Below are 18,311 nucleotides of genomic sequence, written 5' to 3'. Positions count from 1 at the left end.
TTGAGCATTTTTTGCTGGAGGATGACGGGCCGGCGCATCCGGGATATCCCGGTAGGCGGCATGGGAACGATTCCTGCGGGGCGAAGCGTTCGTTCCTCAAGGAGATCTTCATGTTCGCGCACAACAAACGCCTGCAATACACCGTCCGCGTCTCGGAATGCAATCCGGGGCTGGCCAACCTGATGCTGGAACAGTTCGGCGGCCCGCAGGGGGAGCTCGCGGCCGCGTGTCGCTATTTCACCCAGGGGCTGGCCGAGGACGACCCCGGCCGCAAGGACATGCTGCTGGACATCGCCACCGAGGAGCTGAGCCACCTCGAGGTGATCGGCACCATCGTCGCCATGCTCAACAAAGGGGCCAAGGGCAAGCTGGCCGAAGCGGCCGAGGAAACCGCCGAACTCTACCGGTCCATCACCGGCGCGGGCAACGACTCGCACCTGACCCAGGTGCTCTACGGGGGCGGCCCGGCGCTGGTCAATTCGGGCGGCGCCCCCTGGCATGCGGGCTACATCGACTCGATAGGCGAACCGACGGCGGACCTGCGGTCGAACATCGCCGCCGAGGCCCGCGCCAAGATCATCTACGAACGGCTGATCAACCTGACCGACGACGCCGGCGTGAAGAACGCGCTGCAATTCCTGATGACGCGGGAGATCTCGCACCAGCAGTCCTTCGAGAAGGCCCTGTACGCGATCACGCCCAACTTCCCACCCGGCAAGCTTCCGGGCGACCCGCACTTCGCCAACGTCTATTTCAATATGTCGCAAGGCGAAGGCGACATGCGCGGCTCGTGGAACGGCGACGGCCATTTCACCTACGTGTCCGAGCGCAAGGAGCAGTGCGCGGTGGATGGGGGTGACGGCCAGCCCCGGGTAGCGCTGGACCCGGACGAGGAAACCGCGCTGGAAGACCTTGCCGCGCGTACGGCCTCCGACCCCGACGCGGACCCCACCACCGGGGCCGAGCTGGGAGCGGAAACCGGACGCTAGCGCACGGCGGCCGGGACGGGCGAAGGCCGATGCGCCGGATGGCCGCCGGCCCGTCCCACGCCTTCATAGTGCAGGCCGCAGGATCGTACGTAGCCGGGATCGTACAGATTGCGGGCGTCGAAAACGGCCCGCGCGCGCAGGGCCCGGGCCAGGCCGCGGAAATCCGGCGACTTGAATTCGCGCCATTCGGTCATCACCACCAGCGCATCGGCCCCCTGGCACGCGGCCCGGGCATCGTCCGCGATGGAGAACCCATCCTGCCCCAGGACCCGCAGCGCATTGGCGCCGGCGACGGGGTCGTAGCCTCGCACCGTGGCGCCGGCGCGCAGCAGGCGCCCGATCAGGTCGATGGACGGCGCCTCGCGAATGTCGTCGGTGGCCGGCTTGAAGGCCAGGCCCCATACCGCGATGCGACGGCCGGCCAGCCTGCCGCGGAAGAAGCGGTCGATCTTCTCGTACAGCAGGGCCCGTTGGCGCAGGTTGACCGCTTGCACGCTGCCCAGTATGTCGGCCGCCGCGCCGTACTCGTCGGCCAGGCGTATCAACGCGCGCACGTCCTTGGGCAGGCAGGACCCGCCGTAGCCGGCCCCGGCATACAGGAAGTCATAGCCGATGCGCGGATCCGAGCCGGTGCCACGGCGTACCGACTCGATGTCGGCGTCCACCTTCTCGGCCAGGCAGGCCAGCTCGTTCATCAGCGAGATCCGGGCCGCCAGCATCGCGTTCGAGGCGTACTTGGTGAACTCGGCGGACCGGATGTCCATGCAGATGAGCCGGTCGTGGTTGCGGTTGTAGGGCGCGTAGAGGGTACGCAGCAAGGCGCAGTCATCGTCGTCGGAGGTGCCGATGACGATGCGGTCGGGACGCTGGAAATCCTCGACCGCATGCCCTTCCTTCAGGAACTCCGGATTGGAGGCCACCCTCAGTTCGCACGGGGCGCCGCGGCGGGCCAGTTCCGCCTCGACGACTTCGCGCACACGGTCGCAGGTCCCCACCGGCACGGTGGACTTGACCACCACCAGCAGGTCGCGCGTGGCCGAACGCGCGATGTCCGCGGCAGCCTGCAGCACCTGGCCGATGTCCGCCGCCCCGTCCTCGCGCGAGGGCGTGCCCACCGCGATGAATACCGCATCGGCGTCGGCCACGGCGCCCGGCAGGTCATCGGTGAACACCAGCCGGCCCGAGGACGCGTTGCGCGCGGCCAGCGCATCGAGCCCGGGCTCGTAGATGGGCAGATGGCCGCCCCGGAGCTGATGCAGCCGGGCGGCGTCGCGGTCGACGCAGTGCACCCGGTTGCCCACGTCGGCCAGGCATGCGCCGGTCACGAGTCCTACGTAGCCGGCACCGATGACGGCGAGATTCATGGCCTGCTCCCTGTGAATGTCGGATCTTCCATCCAGCAAGATCCGTTCCCCTGGCGCGGGTCTCAATCTCGTTACACCTGTTCCGCCCGGCCGGTGGCAAGGTAGCCGCCATGAGCCATTCACCACCTGCCCCGATCATCGTGTCCCCCCATCTGGACGATGCCGTCTTCAGTTGCGGCGAGCTGCTCGAGCGCACGCCCGGCGCCACGGTCGTCACCGTTTTCGCCGGAACGCCCACGGACTCCTGCCTGACCGACTGGGACCGCCGATGCGGTTTCCTGGACGCGGAACAAGCCATGCGTGCCCGCCGCGCCGAGGATGTCGCGGCGCTGGCGATGCTGGGCGCCAGGCCGGTGTGGCTGGACCTGCTCGATGCGCAGTACGGGGGCGACTATCGGCCCGAAGACATCGAAGAACGACTCGCCCCCTGCCTGGAGCGCCAGCGCGGCGGCATGGTGGCCGTGCCGATGGGCCTTTTCCACTCCGACCACCTCGTCGTCCACGAGGCGTGCCTGCGCATGCACGCGCGGTATCCGGACCTGGACTGGCTATGCTACGAAGACGCGTTGTACCGCCGCCTTCCCGGCCTGCTGCAGGAACGGCTGGCCTCGCTGCTGCGCTCGGGCTGGCGGCTGACGCCCGCCATCGCGCCGCCGGCCCGCGGCTTGAAAGCGCGCGCTGTGCGCGCCTACGCGAGCCAGTTGCGCGCCTTCGGCGAAGGCGGCCATGAGGATACGGATCTGCCCGAACGCCTATGGAGGCTGGCGCGCCATGGCACCGGCTGAACCCCGCGTCACCATCGTCGTCCTGACTCATGACCGGCGCGACGAAGTGCTGCGCACGGTCGGCGGACTGAGCGCGCTGCCCGACCGGGTCCGGCTGTGCGTGGTGGACAACGGCAGCCGCGACGGCACCGCGGACGCGCTGCGCGCAGCCTTTCCGGACCTGCACGTGATCGAGGCGGGCGGCAACCTGGGCGCCGCCGGCCGCAATCTGGGCGTGCAATGGACCCGCACGCCCTACGTGGCCTTCTGCGACGACGACACCTGCTGGCAGCCGCACTCGCTGGACCTGGCCGCTGACCTCCTGGACCGCCACCCCGACATCGCCGTGTTGTGCGCGCAAGTACGGGTGCGCGCCGAAGAACGTCCCGATCCCGCCTGCGAGCGCATGGCGCGCAGCCCGCTGCCTTCGCGCGGGCTGCCGGGCAAGGCCCTGCTCGGCTTCCTAGCCGGCGCCGCCGTCATGCGGGCCTGCGCCTTCCTGGAGACCGGGGGCTACCATCCCGCCTTCTTCATCGGAGCCGAAGAAGCATTGATGGCCCTGGACTTCGCCGCCGCCGGCTGGCGCATGGTCTATTGCCCGCGCATCGTCACCCGCCACCAGCCCTCGCCCAGGCGCGATACCCCGCTGCGGCGCCGCTTGCTGGCCCGCAACGAGATCTGGACGGCGTGGCTGCGCCTGCCCCTGGCCGAGGCCGGCCGGGAAACCCTGCGCATCCTAAGCGGCCTGCGGGGCACGGATCGGCTTGCCGTCGCCGTGTCGGCGCTGGGCGGACTGCGGTGGATTCCCGGCCAACGCCGCGTCGTTCCGCCCCGGGTGCTGGCCATGCGGCGGACCCTGGCGCGCGGCATGGAGGCAGGGGGCAGCCCCGTGCCGCCGCCCGGCCGGCGCTCGGCGCCATCCTCGCGCGAACGCTAGCGCTGCCGCATCCCGGGTATGCATATTGCTGTGGGCCGCGTTCCGGCGCGACCGCGCCGTCACGGGAGTCCGTCGTCCATGGCCCAGGCCACGAGCGCCAAGCCCCTCAGCCAGCAGCTCGCACGCACGCTGGGTCCGCCCCTCTGGGTGGCGCGGCGGCGCGTATTCGCGGCGTTGGCGCTGCTCATCCTGGCCAAGCTGGTCATGGTGGCGGTTCCCATGCTGCTCAAGAGCGTCGTGGACGAACTGAGCCAACCCGCTCATCCGCTGGTGCTGCCCGTCTTCCTGCTGCTGGCCTACGCGCTGTTGCGCTTCCTGGGCACCCTGTTCAACGAACTGCGCGACGTGGTGTTCTCGCCGGTGCTGCACGAAATCGTGGCCGGCTTCAACGAACGCACCTTCGCGCACCTGCACCGCCTGGGTCCGCGCTTCCACGTCGCGCGCCAGACGGGGTCGCTGGCACGCGACGTGGACCGCGGATCGGCCGGCATCACCTTCCTGCTCGGCACCACCTTGTTCACCGTCGTGCCGACGCTGTTCGAGATCGGCGTGGTCGCCGTCGTCCTGGCGATCGGCTACGACATCTGGTTCACCGTCATCGTGGCGCTGGCGCTGCTGGGCTACAGCATCTTCACCTTCGCGCTGACCGAGCGCCGCGCGGCGCTGCAACGCGAGATGAACGTCGCGGATTCCGCCACCAGCGGGCGTCTGGTCGATACGCTGCTGAACTACGAGACGGTCAAGTTCTACACCAACGAACGCTACGAACTGGTGCGCTTTCGCAAGCTGCTGGAACGATGGCGCGAAGCGGGCGTGGCCAACCAGCAGGCGCTGTCCGTGCTGCATGTCGGCCAGAGCGCCATCATCGCGATGGGCGTGGCCTCGGTCATGCTGCTGGCCGGCCGCGAGGTGGTCCTGGACCACATGACCGTAGGCAGCCTGGTCCTGGTCAACGCCTACATCATCCAGATCAGCCTGCCGCTCAATACGCTGGGCATGGTGTTCCGCCAGTCCAAGGATGCCGTCATCAACGCCGAGCGCCTGTTCGCGCTGCTCGACACCCCACCCGAGACGGACGAGGCGCGCCAATTGCCGCCGCTGGATTTCAAGCGGGGCGAGGTCCGGTTCGACTCGGTCGACTTCGGCTACGAACCTGGCCGGCAGATACTCTGGAACGTGGACTTCCGGATTGATCCCGGCGCCACGGTGGCCGTGGTGGGCGGCAGCGGCTCGGGCAAGTCGACGCTGGCCCGGCTGCTGTTCCGCTTCTACGAACCGGACGCCGGCCGCATCACCATCGACGGCCAGGACCTCGCGTCCATCGACCAGAAGAGCCTGCGCGCCCACATCGGCATGGTGCCGCAGGACACGGCGCTGTTCAACGAAACCGTGGCGTACAACATCGCCTACGGTCGGCCCGGCGCTTCGATGGCGGAGATCATCGAAGCGGCGCGGGCGGCGCGCATCCACGAGTTCATCAACGCCCTGCCCGCGCAGTACGACACGATGGTGGGCGAACGCGGCGTCAAGCTGTCCGGCGGCGAACGCCAGCGCATCGCCATTGCCCGCGCCATCCTGAAGAACCCGCCCATCCTCATCTTCGACGAGGCCACCTCGGCGCTGGACACCATGGCCGAGCGCGCCATCCAGACCGAGCTCGCGCAGTTGTCGCGCGACCGGACCACGCTGATCATCGCGCATCGGCTGTCCACCGTGGTCGATGCCGACGAGATCCTGGTGCTGGACCAGGGCCGCATCGTCGAGCGCGGCACGCATGAAGCGCTGCTGGCCAGCCAGGGCATGTACGCCCAGATGTGGAACCTGCAGCTCAAGCAGAGCGAACTGGAGCGCACCAGCCGCCAGCTCAGCCGTCAGCCCGTCAACATGGTGGCGCTGGTGGCCAGCGTGCTGGACGGGCTGCGGCCGTTGATCGAGGAGCGCGCCATCGAGCTCTACACCTTCATGGGGTCGCACCCATATCGGGTCACCGGCGACCCCAGCACTTTGCAGCAAGTCGTATCCGAACTCTGCATGAACGCCATCGCCGTCAGTCCGCCCGGCGGCCGCATGGAACTGCGGCTGGACACGACCGACGGCAATGCGCGGTTGTCCGTCACCGACGGCCGCGACGACGAGGCCATCGTCGCGCTGGAGCACGGCTCCGTGCCGCCCCCCGTGTCGCCGGACGGTTCGACGGTGTTCGATCCCATGCACATCCGGGCCGTGGTCGAGGGCCAGGGCGGCAAGCTGACGACACACGCGGTGCGCACGGGCCGGGGCGAGACGCGGGTGCTCAGCCTGCCGCTGCGCGCGGTGGCCGAAGAAGCTCCGCCCGCACACGGCAAGGCGGGCGCGGTGTCGCTGGACGGCATCAGCGTGATGGCCGTGGACGACCAGGCCGAAGTCCTGGAGCAGATCGGCGCCGTGCTGGAAACCTATCGGGCGAAGGTGCTGCCCATGGACTCCGGCCATGCCGCCCTGTCCTACCTGGAACGCACCCCGTCGGAGCAGTGGCCGGACGTGCTGCTGTGCGACCTGTCGCTGGGCGACGAAGACGGCCATCAAGTGCTGCAGGAGATCCGGAGCCTGGAATCCCGGCGTTCGGTCTCGCTGCCCGACCTCATGCCGGCGGTCGCGTTGACCGGCCGCACCCAGCCCATGGACCGCATGCGCGCGCTGCTGGCGGGTTTCCAGGTGCACCTGGCCAAGCCGGTGGACCCCGACGAACTGGCCGCCACGGTCGCCACGCTGGTGCGCGACCACACGCGCCCCGGCCCGGGTCCGACCGCCTGAGCCCCCCCCATTCCCACCACCAAGGAGTCTTCCCATGAACGGCAATCCCTTTCTTGCCTCGGCCTCCACGGTGTCCGCGCCCAGCTTCTACGCGGACAGGCAAGCGGCCGCACAGGCTGTCCGCATGGCGCTGCCGATGATCGAGGCCGCGATGCGCGACACCCGCGTCGGCGAAAGCGGCTTCCTGTATCTCGTCATCATGGATCCGGCCAGTTCCCCCGGCCGGGACCAGTTCGAGGAGGCCATTCTCTACGAACACGCCGTCGGCGACCCGCAGCAGTGGGATGCCGACTACGCCGCCTTCGCGCGCGGCAAGGCCCGGATCAGCTGGCGTACGGGTATCGAAAGCCACCTCGTGCAGACCGCGTATCCGCAACTGCTGCGGGAAACCGACTCCACGCTGTGGGGCACCGCGTGCCTGGACGGCTACGTGGTCGCGTCCAGCGGCGCCAACCCCTGGTACGACGAGGCCTTCGCGATGACCGTTGCCGCCTGCCTGCGGGCGATCGTCAAGGGCCGGGCACTGTCGGAGTCCCGCGGACTGGTCCTGTAGGAAACGTCGGCAAGAAGTTCACGCTCGTGTAGGCCTTACTGGTGTGGCCGGAAAGCCCATGGAGACTGGAGCCGCTTCTCGGGCCGGGAACGGAAGATGCGGTGCCTGTCCCCGTAGTTGTGCTGATCAACGAAAGGGACATCACCATGCGCACCATCGCCCTCGTCAGTGAACATGCATCCCCGCTGGCGCCCCCCGGCAGCGTGGACAGCGGCGGCCAGAACATCTATGTCGCGCACCTGGCGCGCGAGCTTGCCGCCCAGGGCAACCGGGTCGACGTCTTCACCCGCCTGGACGACCCTTCGCTGCCCCGCACGCTGGCCTGGCAGCCGGGCGTGCGGGTCATCCATGTTCCCGCCGGCCCCGCGCGCCCGATTGCCAAGGAATCGCTGCTGCCCTACATGGGGCACTTCTCGGAATTCCTGCTTCACTACTTTCGCAACAACTGGCCGATCTACGACGTCGTCCATGCCAACTTCTTCATGTCGGGCCTGGCGGCCCTGCCGGTCACGCGCGAATTCGGCGTGCCGCTGGTCATGACTTTCCACGCGCTGGACCGCGTGCGCCGCAAGCACCAGGGCAGCGCGGACCGGTTTCCCGCGGAACGCTACGCCATCGAGCTGGAACTGGTTCGCCGGGCCGAGAAGCTGATCGCCGAATGCCCGCAGGACCTCGAGGACCTGGTCGAGCACTATGCCGCCGACCCCGCGAAGATAGACATCATTCCCTGCGGCTTCGATGCCGACGAACTCGCGCCCATGGACCGGGCCGCCGCCCGCGTGGCGCTGGGATGGAGCCCGGAGAAATTCACGCTGCTGCAGCTGGGCCGCATGGTGCCGCGCAAGGGCGTGGACAACGTCATACGCGCGCTGGCCGTCCTGCGTCGCCGCCATGGCGTGGATGCCGTCCTGTGCGTGGTGGGCGGCGACGCGGCGCGGCCCGACGACCTGGCCACGCCGGAACTGGGACGGCTGCGCGGCATCGCGCACGAGGAAGGCGTAGGCGAGGCGGTGTCCTTCTGCGGACGATGCGACCGCGATCGCCTGGCGCTGTTCTACGGCGCGTGCGACGTGTTCGTCACCACGCCCTGGTACGAGCCCTTCGGCATCACGCCGGTCGAGGCCATGGCCTGCGCCAGGCCCGTCGTGGGCGCGGCGGTGGGCGGCATACGGTCCACCGTGATCGACGGCAAGACCGGCTATCTCGTCCCGCCGCGCGATCCCGAGGCGCTGGCCGAACGCCTGGCCTTCCTGGCCCGGCACGAGCAGACAGCCAGGCGGCTGGGCCGCAACGGCCTGCGGCGCGCGCAGAAGCTGTTCACCTGGAACTTCGTTGCCCGCGACATGCTGCGCGCCTATGCCGGCCTGGCCCAGGCCCCGGCCCTGCCCCGCCGCACGCGGCGCGAACCGATGGCCGAAGCCGCCTTGGCCGCCAAATGACATCAAGGAGAAAAGCATGACATCCCGGACACCCACGAGCATGGCAGGCAGGACGGTACTGGTGACAGGCGGGGGGCAGGGACTGGGCGCGGCCATCTGCCAGGAACTGGCGGCCGACGGCGCCCACGTCCTGATCGGCGACATCGACGAGGGCAAGGCGCATGCGATGGCCCGGCGCATCGGCGCGCACACCGATGCGATCGGCTTCGACGTGGGCAACGAGAGCGACGTGCGGGCTGCCATCGACCGCGCCATCTCTCGTTTCGGCCACCTGGATGCGGTGGTCAACAATGCCGCCATCGACCTGACCGTACCCATCGACGAACTGGGGCTGGCGGACTGGGACCGCATCCTGCGCACCAACCTGACCGGGCCCTTTCTGGTGTCCCGGCATGCCTGCGCCCACATGAAGCAGCGCGGACACGGACACATCGTCAACATCGCCTCGACCGCCTCCAAGCGCGCCTGGCCCAACGCCGCCGTCTACCACGCAACCAAGTGGGGCCTCCTGGGCCTGTCGCACGCCCTGCACGCCGAGCTTAGACCCCAGGGCATCAAGGTTTCGGCGGTGGTGGCCGGCGGCATGCGCACGCCCTTCCTGCTGGACCGCTTTCCCGACATCGACACGGACACGCTCCAGGACCCGGGCAACGTCGCGCGCACCGTGCGCTTCGTCCTGCTGCAACCCGACGAAACCGTCATCCCCGAGGTGATGGTGCTGCCGATGCGAGAAACGTCATGGCCCTGAAACCGGCGATATTCCTGGACAAGGACGGCACGCTGCTGGTGAACGACGCCTACAACGTCGATCCGGCGCGGATGCGCTTCGAGCGGGGAGTGGAAGCGGGCCTGCGGCGCCTCGGAGGCACGAACGCGCCCATGGTCGTCATCACGAACCAGCCCGGCGTCGCGCTCGGACTCTTCGAAGAAGAGGCGCTGATAGGCGTGCACCTGCAACTGGCGCGCATGTTCGAAGGCGCCCATGCGAGGCTGCACGGGTTCTACTACTGCCCCCACCTGGCGCGCGGCGTGCGCCGTCCCTATGCCCTGCCCTGCACCTGCCGCAAACCCCGACCCGGGCTGCTGCGCCAGGCAGCGCGCGATCTGGACCTGGACCTGGAGCGCTCCTGGTTCATCGGCGACATCCTGGACGACGTGGAAGCCGGCCGCCGCGCGGGCTGCCGCACCGTGCTGCTGAACAACGGCCATGAAACCGAATGGGTGGGGGGTCCGTTCCGCGAGCCCGACTACGTCGTGGATGGCTTCGGACAGGCGGCCACCATCGTGGCGGTGGCGCTACGCGCCAGGGAGGTGGCATGAGTGCCCCCGCGCGGCAGGACGACATGCCGGTGAACACGGGCTGGGACCGGGCCGCGAACCTGCTCTGCATCAGACTGGACAACCTGGGCGACGTGCTGATGACCACGCCGGCGCTGCGCGCGCTGAAGCAGTCGGCGGCCGGCCGGCGCGTCACGCTGCTATGCTCGCCCGCCGGCGCCCGGCTGGCCCCGCACCTGCCCAGCGTAGATGCGACGATCGCCTACGAGGCACCGTGGGTGAAGAACCTGCGGACGGCCAATCCCGCCCCCGACCTGGCCATGATCGAGCGGTTGCGCGCCGGAGGCTTCGACGCGGCGGCGATCTTTACCGTGTACAGCCAGAGCGCGCTGCCTGCCGCCCTGATGTGCCGGCTGGCCGGCATCCCGCGCGTGCTTGCCCATGCCCGCGAGAACCCGTACCAGTTGCTTACGGACTGGACGAAGGACGATGTCCCCATGGATGGCGGACGCCACGAGACCCGGCGCCAGCTCGACCTGGTGGCGTCGATCGGTGCCCGCCCGGCGGCCGAGGGACTGGAGTTCGCCGTGCGGCCGGCCGATCGTGCATCGATGCGGGGAAAACTCGCCGCCCGCGGCATTGCAGACGCAGCCTCCTGCATCGTGGTCCACCCGGGCGCCAGCGCGCCGTCCCGGCGCTATCCGCCCGAACTGTTCGCCCGGGTGGTCCGCGAACTGTCCGCCACCGCTCCGGTCGTGCTGACCGGAGACACCGGGGAACGGCCGCTGGCCGAGCACGTCGACGTCCTGGCGGGCCGGCGCGCGACCGACATGGCGGGTGCGTTGAGCCTGGGGGAACTGGGCGCGCTGCTGGCCGAAGCGGCGGTGCTCGTGTCGAACAACAGCGGACCGGTGCACCTGGCGGCGGCCGTCGGCACGCCGGTAGCGGACCTGTATGCGTTGACCAACCCCCAGCACGCGCCCTGGGGCGTCGAACACCGCCTGCTGAACCGCGACGTGCCCTGCAAGTACTGCTATCGCAGCGTCTGCCCGGAAGGCCACCACGCCTGCCTGGCGGGCGTCGACCCCGCCGCCGTGGTCCGGGCCGCGCACGAACTGCTGGCCTGGCGGCGCCGCTCAGGCGCCGCCACGCAGGCCGCCTGAACGTCCTTCAAGGAGTCCGTCCATGTACACACTGGGAATCAACGCGGTCTACCACGACTGTTCCGCGACACTGGTCCGCGACGGCGTGGTGCTGGCGGCGGCGGAAGAAGAGCGTTTCACCCACGTCAAGCACGGCAAGCGGCCAGTGCCGTTCACGACCTGGCAACTGCCTTTCCACGCCATCGACTACTGCCTGGCACAGGCCGGCATCGACCTTCGGCAGGTCGACCACTTCGCCTATTCGTACGACCCGTCCCTGCTGTTGCAGGAACAGGCCGTGGATGGGCACATCCTGCTGCCGCTGGAGCCCTCGCGCAGCGGCAGCCCCACGGCGACGACTTCGCCCTGGGATCCGCTGTTCCTGTCGTATGTGGTCAACGCGCCCCGCCAACTGGCCGACGGCGCCCCGCATCATCTCCAGGAACGTTTGCGCGGAGCGACCTCCGGCGACATCCTGCGGCGTTGGCATTTCGTCGAGCATCACCTGGCGCACGAGGCCAGCGCGTTCCTGGCCGCTCCCTTCGACGACGCGGCGGTCCTGACCATGGACGGCCGGGGCGAGCGCGCCACCACCAGCTACGGACACTACGCCGGCGGCGCCTACCGGCGCATCAAGCAGATCGACCTTCCCCATTCGCTGGGTCTGCTGTACGAGGAAGTCACCCGCCACCTGGGCTTCCTGCATTCCTCCGACGAATACAAGGTGATGGCCCTGGCCTCTTTCGGCGAACCGCGCCACGCGGATTTCTTCGAGGAGGTCATGCGTGTGGGCGACGACGGCGGCTATACCGTGTCGCCGCTGTCGCTGGCGCAGCGCTTCGGCCCGGCGCGGCGCCGGGGCGGCCCGCTGGAAAAGCATCACTACGATCTCGCCCGGTCCTTGCAGTTCGCGCTGGAGCAGACGGTGGAGCGCATGGCGCGCTGGCTGCATCGCGAGACGGGTTCGCCCAACCTCTGCATGGCCGGCGGCGTGGCGCTGAACTGTGTCATGAACGCGCGCCTGCGCGAGCGCGGCCCCTTCCGCGAGGTATGGGTGCAGCCGGCCGCGGGAGACTCCGGCACCTCGCTGGGCGCCGCGCTGTGGGTGGACAGCCGGCAGCGCGCGGGACAGGACCGCCGCTGGGTCATGGAGCACGCATTCCTGGGACCGGAATTCGGCGACGATGAGATCGAGGCCTTCCTGCAACGCTCGAAGCTGTCCTACCGCAGGCCGGCGGACATTGCCGAAGCCACGGCGGATCTGCTGGCGCGGGGCGGGATCGTGGGATGGTTCCAGGGCCGCATGGAATTCGGGCCGCGCGCCCTGGGCGCGCGCTCCATCCTGGCCTCGCCCATCGATCCGGGCATGCAGTCCCGGCTCAACGAGATCAAGGACCGCGAAGACTTCCGGCCGGTGGCGCCGGTCGTCATGGAAGAACGCGCCCGCGACTGGTTCGCCACTTCGCGCCCCGGCCCCATCGTCGCGCCCTTCATGCTGTTCGTCTTCGACGTCCTGGCGGACAAGGCCGATCGCATTCCTGCCGTGCGTCACACCGACGGCACCGCGCGGGTGCAGACGGTTCGGCGCGACCAGCATCCGGCGTACTACGACCTGCTTGCGGCGTTCGAACGCCGCACGGGCGTGCCGGTCCTGGTGAACACCTCCTTCAATACCCGGGGCGAACCCGTCGTATGCACGCCGCGCGATGCGATCGAATGCTTCTGGACGTCTCCGCTGGATGCACTCGCCATCGGCTCCTTCCTGTTGGAGAAATCGGCATGAGTACCTTTCCGGCCCCGCTGGTCTCGGTAGTCGTGCCGACCTATCGCCGGCCGCGCATGCTGCGACGCTGCCTGCGGGCGCTGACGTGGCAGGACCTCGATCCCCGGCGTTTCGAGCTGCTGGTGGTCGACGACGGCCCGGATCGCGAGACCCGCCGCGTGGTCGAAACGCTGGCCCGGGAACATGCCGCGCGCGGATTGAGCGTGCGCTGCCTTGAAGCCGAAGGCACGCAAGGCCCCTCCGGCGCACGCAACCGGGGCTGGGAAGAAGCGCGCGCCCCCATCATCGCCTTCACCGACGACGACACGATTCCCACGCCATCCTGGCTGCGCCGCGGCCTGGACGCGATGACGGAAGACGTCGATGCTGTCGTCGGCCGGATACGCGTGCCGCTGCCAGACCGGCCGCGCGACCATGAGCGGGATACCGGCGGCCTGGAACACGCGGAGTTCGCCACCGCCAACTGCCTGGTGCGCAAGCGGGCGCTGGTCGCCGTGGGCGGCTTCGACGAGCGGTTCACGCTGGCCTGGCGCGAGGACTCCGACCTGCAGTTCACGCTGCTGGCGCACGGCCGCCGGATCGCGCGGGCCGAGGACGCCGTCGTGCTGCATCCGGTCAGGCCGGCGCCCGTCGGCATCAGCGTGGGCCAGCAGCGCAAGGTGTTCTTCGACGCCCTGCTCTACAAGAAGCATCCGCTGCTGTACCGGTCGCGCATACGCCGCCGCCCCCCCTGGAACTACTTCGCCATCGTCGCGGCGGCGCTGGCCATCCTGGCGGGCGCCACGGCCGGCCTTCCGTTGCTGGCGTGGGGTGGGCTGGCGGTCTGGTCGGCCCTGACTCTGCACTTCTGCCTCGTCCGGCTGCGCGGCGCGTCGCTCGCACCGTCGCACGTGATCGAGATGCTGGTCACCTCGGTCCTGATCCCTCCGCTTTCCCTGTTCTGGCGGCTGCGCGGGGCGTGGCATTTCAAGGCGAAATTCCTATGACGGACACGCCGGACGTCCATCCGCTGTGGCAACCCGAACCCCGCCGCATCGCCGTGTTCCGCGCGCTGCAGCTGGGCGACATGCTGTGCGCCGTGCCGGCCCTGCGGGCGTTGCGCGCGCGCTTTCCCCACGCCCGGATCACCCTGGTCGGCCTGGCGGGGGCGCGGGCGTTCCAGCAGCGCTTCGCCCGCTATGTCGACGAACTGGCCGCCTTTCCCGGACTGGAGGGCCTGCCGGAACAACCTGCCCGCCCCGAGGCGCTGCCCGCCTTCTTCGACCGGGCCAGGGCGCAGCGCTTCGACGTCGCCCTGCAATTGCACGGCAGCGGCCGCCTGACCAACGACATCGTGCGCCGCCTGGGCGCCGCACGCCTGGCCGGCTTCCAGCCCGGGCAGGCGCCCGGCTCCGAGCGCAATGCCTGGTGGCTGCCCTGGCCCGATCGTCTGCCGGAAGTCGAGCGCTACCTGGCGCTGATGCGCTTCCTGGACGTTCCCTGCATGGACGCCGCGCTGGAGTTTCCGCTGGCGGACGAAGACAGGCAGGCGGCCGCCCGGTTGGCCGCGCGGGAAGGATTGCGGCCGGACCGCACGGTACTGGTCCACCCCGGTGCCCGCCTGTCCTCGCGCCGCTGGCCGGCGGACCGCTATGCGGCCGTGGCCTCGGCGGTCGCGCGGGCGGGCTTCGACGTGGCCTTGACCGGAAGCGGCGAAGAACGCGCGCTGACACGCCAGGTCGCGCGCCTGGCCGGTACGCCGCTGCGCGACCTGGCGGGCCGCACGGACCTGGGCACACTGGCGGCCCTGCTCGAACGATGCCGTCTGCTGATCTGCAACGATACCGGCGTCTCGCATGTGGCGGCGGCGATGCGCACCCCCAGTGTGGTGGTCGCCAGCGGCAGCGACGTGCATCGCTGGGCGCCGGCCGACCGTACGCGGCACGTGGTGCTCTGGCATGACGTGGCCTGCCGGCCCTGCGCCTACCCCGACTGCCCGATCGGCCATCCGTGCGCGCTCGGAATCAAGGCCTCGGAGGTGATCCGCCAGGCCGAACGCATGCTTTGCAAGGAGCCCAGCCATGCCTGATACCCCCGCGCGACCATTGCGCATCCTGACCTGGCACGTACACGGCAACTACCTTTATTACCTCACCCAGGTGCCGCACGAGTTCCACGTCGTCACGCGCCCGGACGGCGGGCCCGGCCATGCGCCGCTGGGACGCGGCCTGCCGTGGGGCCGCAACGTCCACGAAGTCTCCGCGGGGAAGGTGCGCGACATGCGCTTGGACTGCGTGTTGTACCAATCCCGGCAGGCCTACCTGGAGGATCGCGGTCAATTGCTGTCGGCCGCGCAGCGCCAGCTGCCGCAGATCTACCTGGAACACGACCCGCCGCAGCAGCACCCCACCAATACGGTGCACTGGTTCCAGGAGCCCCGCGGCACCCTGGTCCACGTCACCCCGTTCAACGCCCTGATGTGGGACAGCGGCTGCACGCCCGCGCGCGTGGTCGAGCACGGCGTGCGGCTGCCTCCGGACGTCGAATACCAGGGCACGACGCCGCGCGGCATCGTCGTGGTGAATCACCTGAAACGCCGCGGCCGGCGCCTGGGGGCCGATGTCTACGATGCGCTGCGCGCCCGCGTGCCGCTGGACCTGGCCGGCATGGACGCCCAGTCGCTGGGCGGCCTGGGCGAGGTGCCCAACCTCGAGCTGCCCGCGCTCATGGCCCGCTACCGCTTCTTCTTCAACCCCATCCGCTACACCAGCCTTGGGCTGGCCGTAATCGAGGCCATGATGGCGGGCGTGCCCGTCGTCGGCCTGGCCACCACGGAAATGAGCACCGTGGTCGAGAACGGCGCCAACGGCTACGTGGACACCCGCCTGGACTGCCTGGCCGACGTCATGCACGAACTTCTGGCCGACCCCGAACTGGCCCGCGCCTGGGGCCAGGAGGCGCGCCTGCGGGCCTTGCAGCGCTTCGGCATCGACCGCTTCGTACGCGACTGGATGGACGTCTTCGCGCAAGCGACGCGCACGTCCCCCGACCTGGCCGCCCACTCCGAGGAGATGCAATCATGAACCCACGCCTGCCACGCCGCATCGTCGTCACCGGCGGTGCCGGCTTCCTGGGGTCGCACCTGTGCACGCGGCTGATCGAAGCCGGACACGAGGTCCTGTGCGTCGACAACTTCTATACCGGCACCAAGGCCAACATCGCCCACCTGATCGGCCATCCTGCCTTCGAGCTGCTGCGCCACGACATCACCTTCCCGCTCTACATCGAGGCCGACGAGATCTACAACCTCGCCTGCCCCGCCTCGCCGGTGCACTACCAGCACGACCCGGTGCAGACCACCAAGACCTGCGTGCACGGCTCCATCAACATGCTAGGCCTGGCCAAGCGCCTGAACGCGCGCATCCTGCAGGCCTCGACCAGCGAGGTCTACGGCGATCCGGACCGCCACCCCCAGCGCGAGGACTACTGGGGCCACGTCAATCCCAACGGCATACGGGCCTGCTACGACGAAGGCAAGCGCTGCGCGGAAACGCTGTTCGCCGATTACCAGCGCCAGTATGGACTGCAGGTCAAGATCGCCCGCATCTTCAACACCTACGGCCCCCGCATGCGGCCCGACGACGGGCGCGTCGTATCCAACCTGATGATGCAGGCGCTGGCCGGAGAATCCATGACGGTCTATGGCGACGGCGGCCAGACCCGGTCGTTCTGCTACGTGGACGATCTGATCGACGGCCTGGTGCGCCTGATGAACAGTCCCGACGGCTTCCACGGCCCGGTGAACCTGGGCAACACCCACGAAACCACGGTGCTGGAAATAGCGCGGACCATCCGCGGACTGGCCGGTTCGGCGTCGGACATCGAGCTGCGGCCATTGCCCCAGGACGACCCGGTACGGCGCTGTCCCGACATCGATCTCGCCCGCCGCATGCTGGGTTGGGAGCCCGGCACGCCGCTGGAAGAAGGCCTGCGGCGCACCCTGGCCTATTTCCGGCAGCGCTTCTTCCAGTCGGGGCCGGCGCCCGCCGCCAAGCTTGTAACCAGCCTTGCTCATGCATCCGCCAGCCCTCTCTAGGATCTACAATCCGCCGGCAAGCATGCCGGCACCCCGTCGTGCAGCGCTATCCCACGCGTGGCCATATATGCCGGGAGGGGCTATGAGACTGGCCGACTTCATCGACGCGAACCTGGACCTGCTACTTAGCGACTGGCGCAATTTCGCCCGGCAACTGGACCTGCGGCGCTCGGCCGTGTCCGAGCATGCCCTGCAGACCTCGGCCCGGTCCCTGCTGCGCCAACTCGCGGCCGAGCTGCGGGCCGGCCCCCAGGGGACCGACAACGGGGAAGCCGCGCATGGCGTCACCCGCCAGGCGCACGTCCACGCCCGCAACCGGCTGCGAGCCGGCTTCACCCTGACCGAGATGGTGGCCGAGTTCTGCGCGCTGCGCGCCAACATCCTGGAGCGCTGGGGGCGCGAAACCGACGAGATGGGAACCGATGCGCGCGAAGACCTGGTGCGCTTCAACCAAGCGCTGGACCTGGCGCTGAAGGAATCGATTTCCCGCTACTCGGCGGGCCTCGAACGAGCCCGCGACCTGTTCGTCGGCATCCTCGCCCATGACCTGCGGACGCCCCTGGGCGCCATCGCCATGTCGGCGCAGGCCCTCATGCTGACCGACGAGCTTCCCGACCGGTGCAGGGAAGCCGCCACGCGCATCGGGCACAGCGGCTCGCGCATGCAGCGCATGATCGACGACCTGCTGGACTTCACCCGCACCCGCCTGGGCAGCCCGCTTCCGCTGGCGCTCTCGAACAGCGACCTGAAGGACGTCTGCGCGCGCGCGCTGGACGAGATCCGGGCCGTACATCCGGAACGGGACTTCTTACTGGAATGCCAGGGGCGGCTTGCCGGCCGCTGGGACGCCAACCGCCTCGCGCAGTTGCTGGCCAACCTGCTGGCCAACGCGGTCCAGCACGGCGACACCGACCGCCCGGTCGCGCTGCGGGTGCGCCGCGCCGAGGACGGCGTGATCGCCGAAGTCCACAACCAGGGAACGCCCATCCCGCCCCACATGCGGCACCAGATATTCGATCCGCTGATGCGGGGTCCGCGCCACGGCATCGAGCGGCGCCGCACCGGCCTGGGGCTCGGTCTCTACATCGCCCGGCAGATCGCGGTGGCCCACCAGGGCACCCTGACCGTCGCGTCCTCGGAATCGGGCACCACCTTCACCTTGTGGCTGCCCGACGATCCGTCCCCCGACTGACC

The 18,311-nt window shown here is 69.5% G+C and carries 16 protein-coding genes; 15 read left to right on the top strand and 1 reads right to left on the bottom strand.

Annotated features, from left to right (window positions below):
- Window positions 1-110 precede the first annotated feature (110 nt).
- On the top strand, window positions 111-989 hold the full coding sequence (locus tag EV675_RS09250; protein WP_130356970.1) for a manganese catalase family protein: 879 nt from the start codon (window positions 111-113) through the stop codon (window positions 987-989).
- Here the strand turns inward: EV675_RS09250 and EV675_RS09245 are convergent.
- Entirely contained in the window at window positions 986-2,353 is a 1,368-nt protein-coding gene (locus tag EV675_RS09245) for a UDP-glucose dehydrogenase family protein (protein WP_130356969.1), read from the bottom strand. The genes EV675_RS09250 and EV675_RS09245 overlap by 4 nt on opposite strands.
- Window positions 2,354-2,463: 110 nt before the next feature.
- Here EV675_RS09245 and EV675_RS09240 point away from each other — a divergent pair, with 110 nt between their 5' ends.
- The 14 genes from EV675_RS09240 (at window position 2,464) to EV675_RS09175 (ending at window position 18,309) form a co-directional block, all read left to right on the top strand.
- On the top strand, window positions 2,464-3,138 hold the full coding sequence (locus EV675_RS09240; RefSeq protein WP_130356968.1) for a PIG-L deacetylase family protein: 675 nt from the start codon (window positions 2,464-2,466) through the stop codon (window positions 3,136-3,138).
- On the top strand, window positions 3,125-4,054 hold the full coding sequence (locus EV675_RS09235) for a glycosyltransferase family 2 protein (RefSeq protein WP_242621368.1): 930 nt from the start codon (window positions 3,125-3,127) through the stop codon (window positions 4,052-4,054). Before EV675_RS09240 ends, EV675_RS09235 begins: the two co-directional genes overlap by 14 nt.
- Before the next feature lie 78 nt (window positions 4,055-4,132).
- Window positions 4,133-6,847 (top strand): ATP-binding cassette domain-containing protein, encoded by a 2,715-nt coding sequence (locus EV675_RS09230; RefSeq protein WP_130356966.1) that lies wholly within the window; start codon window positions 4,133-4,135, stop codon window positions 6,845-6,847.
- A 34-nt stretch (window positions 6,848-6,881) separates the two neighbouring features.
- Entirely contained in the window at window positions 6,882-7,400 is a 519-nt protein-coding gene (locus EV675_RS09225; protein ID WP_130356965.1) for a hypothetical protein, read from the top strand.
- Between the two features lie 146 nt (window positions 7,401-7,546).
- Window positions 7,547-8,839, top strand: coding sequence for a glycosyltransferase (locus EV675_RS09220; RefSeq protein WP_130356964.1), 1,293 nt, complete (start codon window positions 7,547-7,549; stop codon window positions 8,837-8,839).
- A 1-nt stretch (window position 8,840) separates the two neighbouring features.
- On the top strand, window positions 8,841-9,587 hold the full coding sequence (locus EV675_RS09215; protein ID WP_423213222.1) for an SDR family oxidoreductase: 747 nt from the start codon (window positions 8,841-8,843) through the stop codon (window positions 9,585-9,587).
- A complete protein-coding gene (locus tag EV675_RS09210; RefSeq protein ID WP_130356962.1) occupies window positions 9,578-10,159 on the top strand; it encodes a D-glycero-alpha-D-manno-heptose-1,7-bisphosphate 7-phosphatase in 582 nt (193 codons plus the stop codon). The genes EV675_RS09215 and EV675_RS09210 overlap by 10 nt, the downstream gene beginning before the upstream one ends.
- Window positions 10,156-11,280, top strand: a complete 1,125-nt coding sequence (locus EV675_RS09205) for a glycosyltransferase family 9 protein (protein ID WP_130356961.1) — start codon at window positions 10,156-10,158, stop codon at window positions 11,278-11,280. Before EV675_RS09210 ends, EV675_RS09205 begins: the two co-directional genes overlap by 4 nt.
- Before the next feature lie 22 nt (window positions 11,281-11,302).
- On the top strand, window positions 11,303-13,042 hold the full coding sequence (locus EV675_RS09200) for a carbamoyltransferase family protein (protein ID WP_130356960.1): 1,740 nt from the start codon (window positions 11,303-11,305) through the stop codon (window positions 13,040-13,042).
- Window positions 13,039-14,028: a glycosyltransferase family 2 protein gene (locus EV675_RS09195; protein ID WP_242621367.1), complete on the top strand. Its 990-nt coding sequence runs from the start codon at window positions 13,039-13,041 to the stop codon at window positions 14,026-14,028. Before EV675_RS09200 ends, EV675_RS09195 begins: the two co-directional genes overlap by 4 nt.
- A complete protein-coding gene (locus tag EV675_RS09190; protein ID WP_130356958.1) occupies window positions 14,025-15,110 on the top strand; it encodes a glycosyltransferase family 9 protein in 1,086 nt (361 codons plus the stop codon). The genes EV675_RS09195 and EV675_RS09190 overlap by 4 nt, the downstream gene beginning before the upstream one ends.
- Complete coding sequence (locus EV675_RS09185; protein ID WP_130356957.1) at window positions 15,103-16,104, top strand: glycosyltransferase family 4 protein; 1,002 nt, start codon at window positions 15,103-15,105, stop codon at window positions 16,102-16,104. The genes EV675_RS09190 and EV675_RS09185 overlap by 8 nt, the downstream gene beginning before the upstream one ends.
- The gene (locus EV675_RS09180; RefSeq protein WP_130356956.1) at window positions 16,101-17,117 is read left to right on the top strand and encodes a UDP-glucuronic acid decarboxylase family protein; all 1,017 of its coding nucleotides are present in this window, start codon (window positions 16,101-16,103) and stop codon (window positions 17,115-17,117) included. Before EV675_RS09185 ends, EV675_RS09180 begins: the two co-directional genes overlap by 4 nt.
- A gap of 82 nt (window positions 17,118-17,199) precedes the next feature.
- Complete coding sequence (locus EV675_RS09175; RefSeq protein WP_165404513.1) at window positions 17,200-18,309, top strand: sensor histidine kinase; 1,110 nt, start codon at window positions 17,200-17,202, stop codon at window positions 18,307-18,309.
- Window positions 18,310-18,311 lie beyond the last annotated feature (2 nt).

Source organism: Pigmentiphaga kullae, assembly GCF_004216695.1.
GTDB classification, from domain to species: Bacteria; Pseudomonadota; Gammaproteobacteria; order Burkholderiales; family Burkholderiaceae_B; genus Pigmentiphaga; species Pigmentiphaga kullae.
This window is presented reverse-complemented; position numbering and strand designations above follow the sequence as displayed.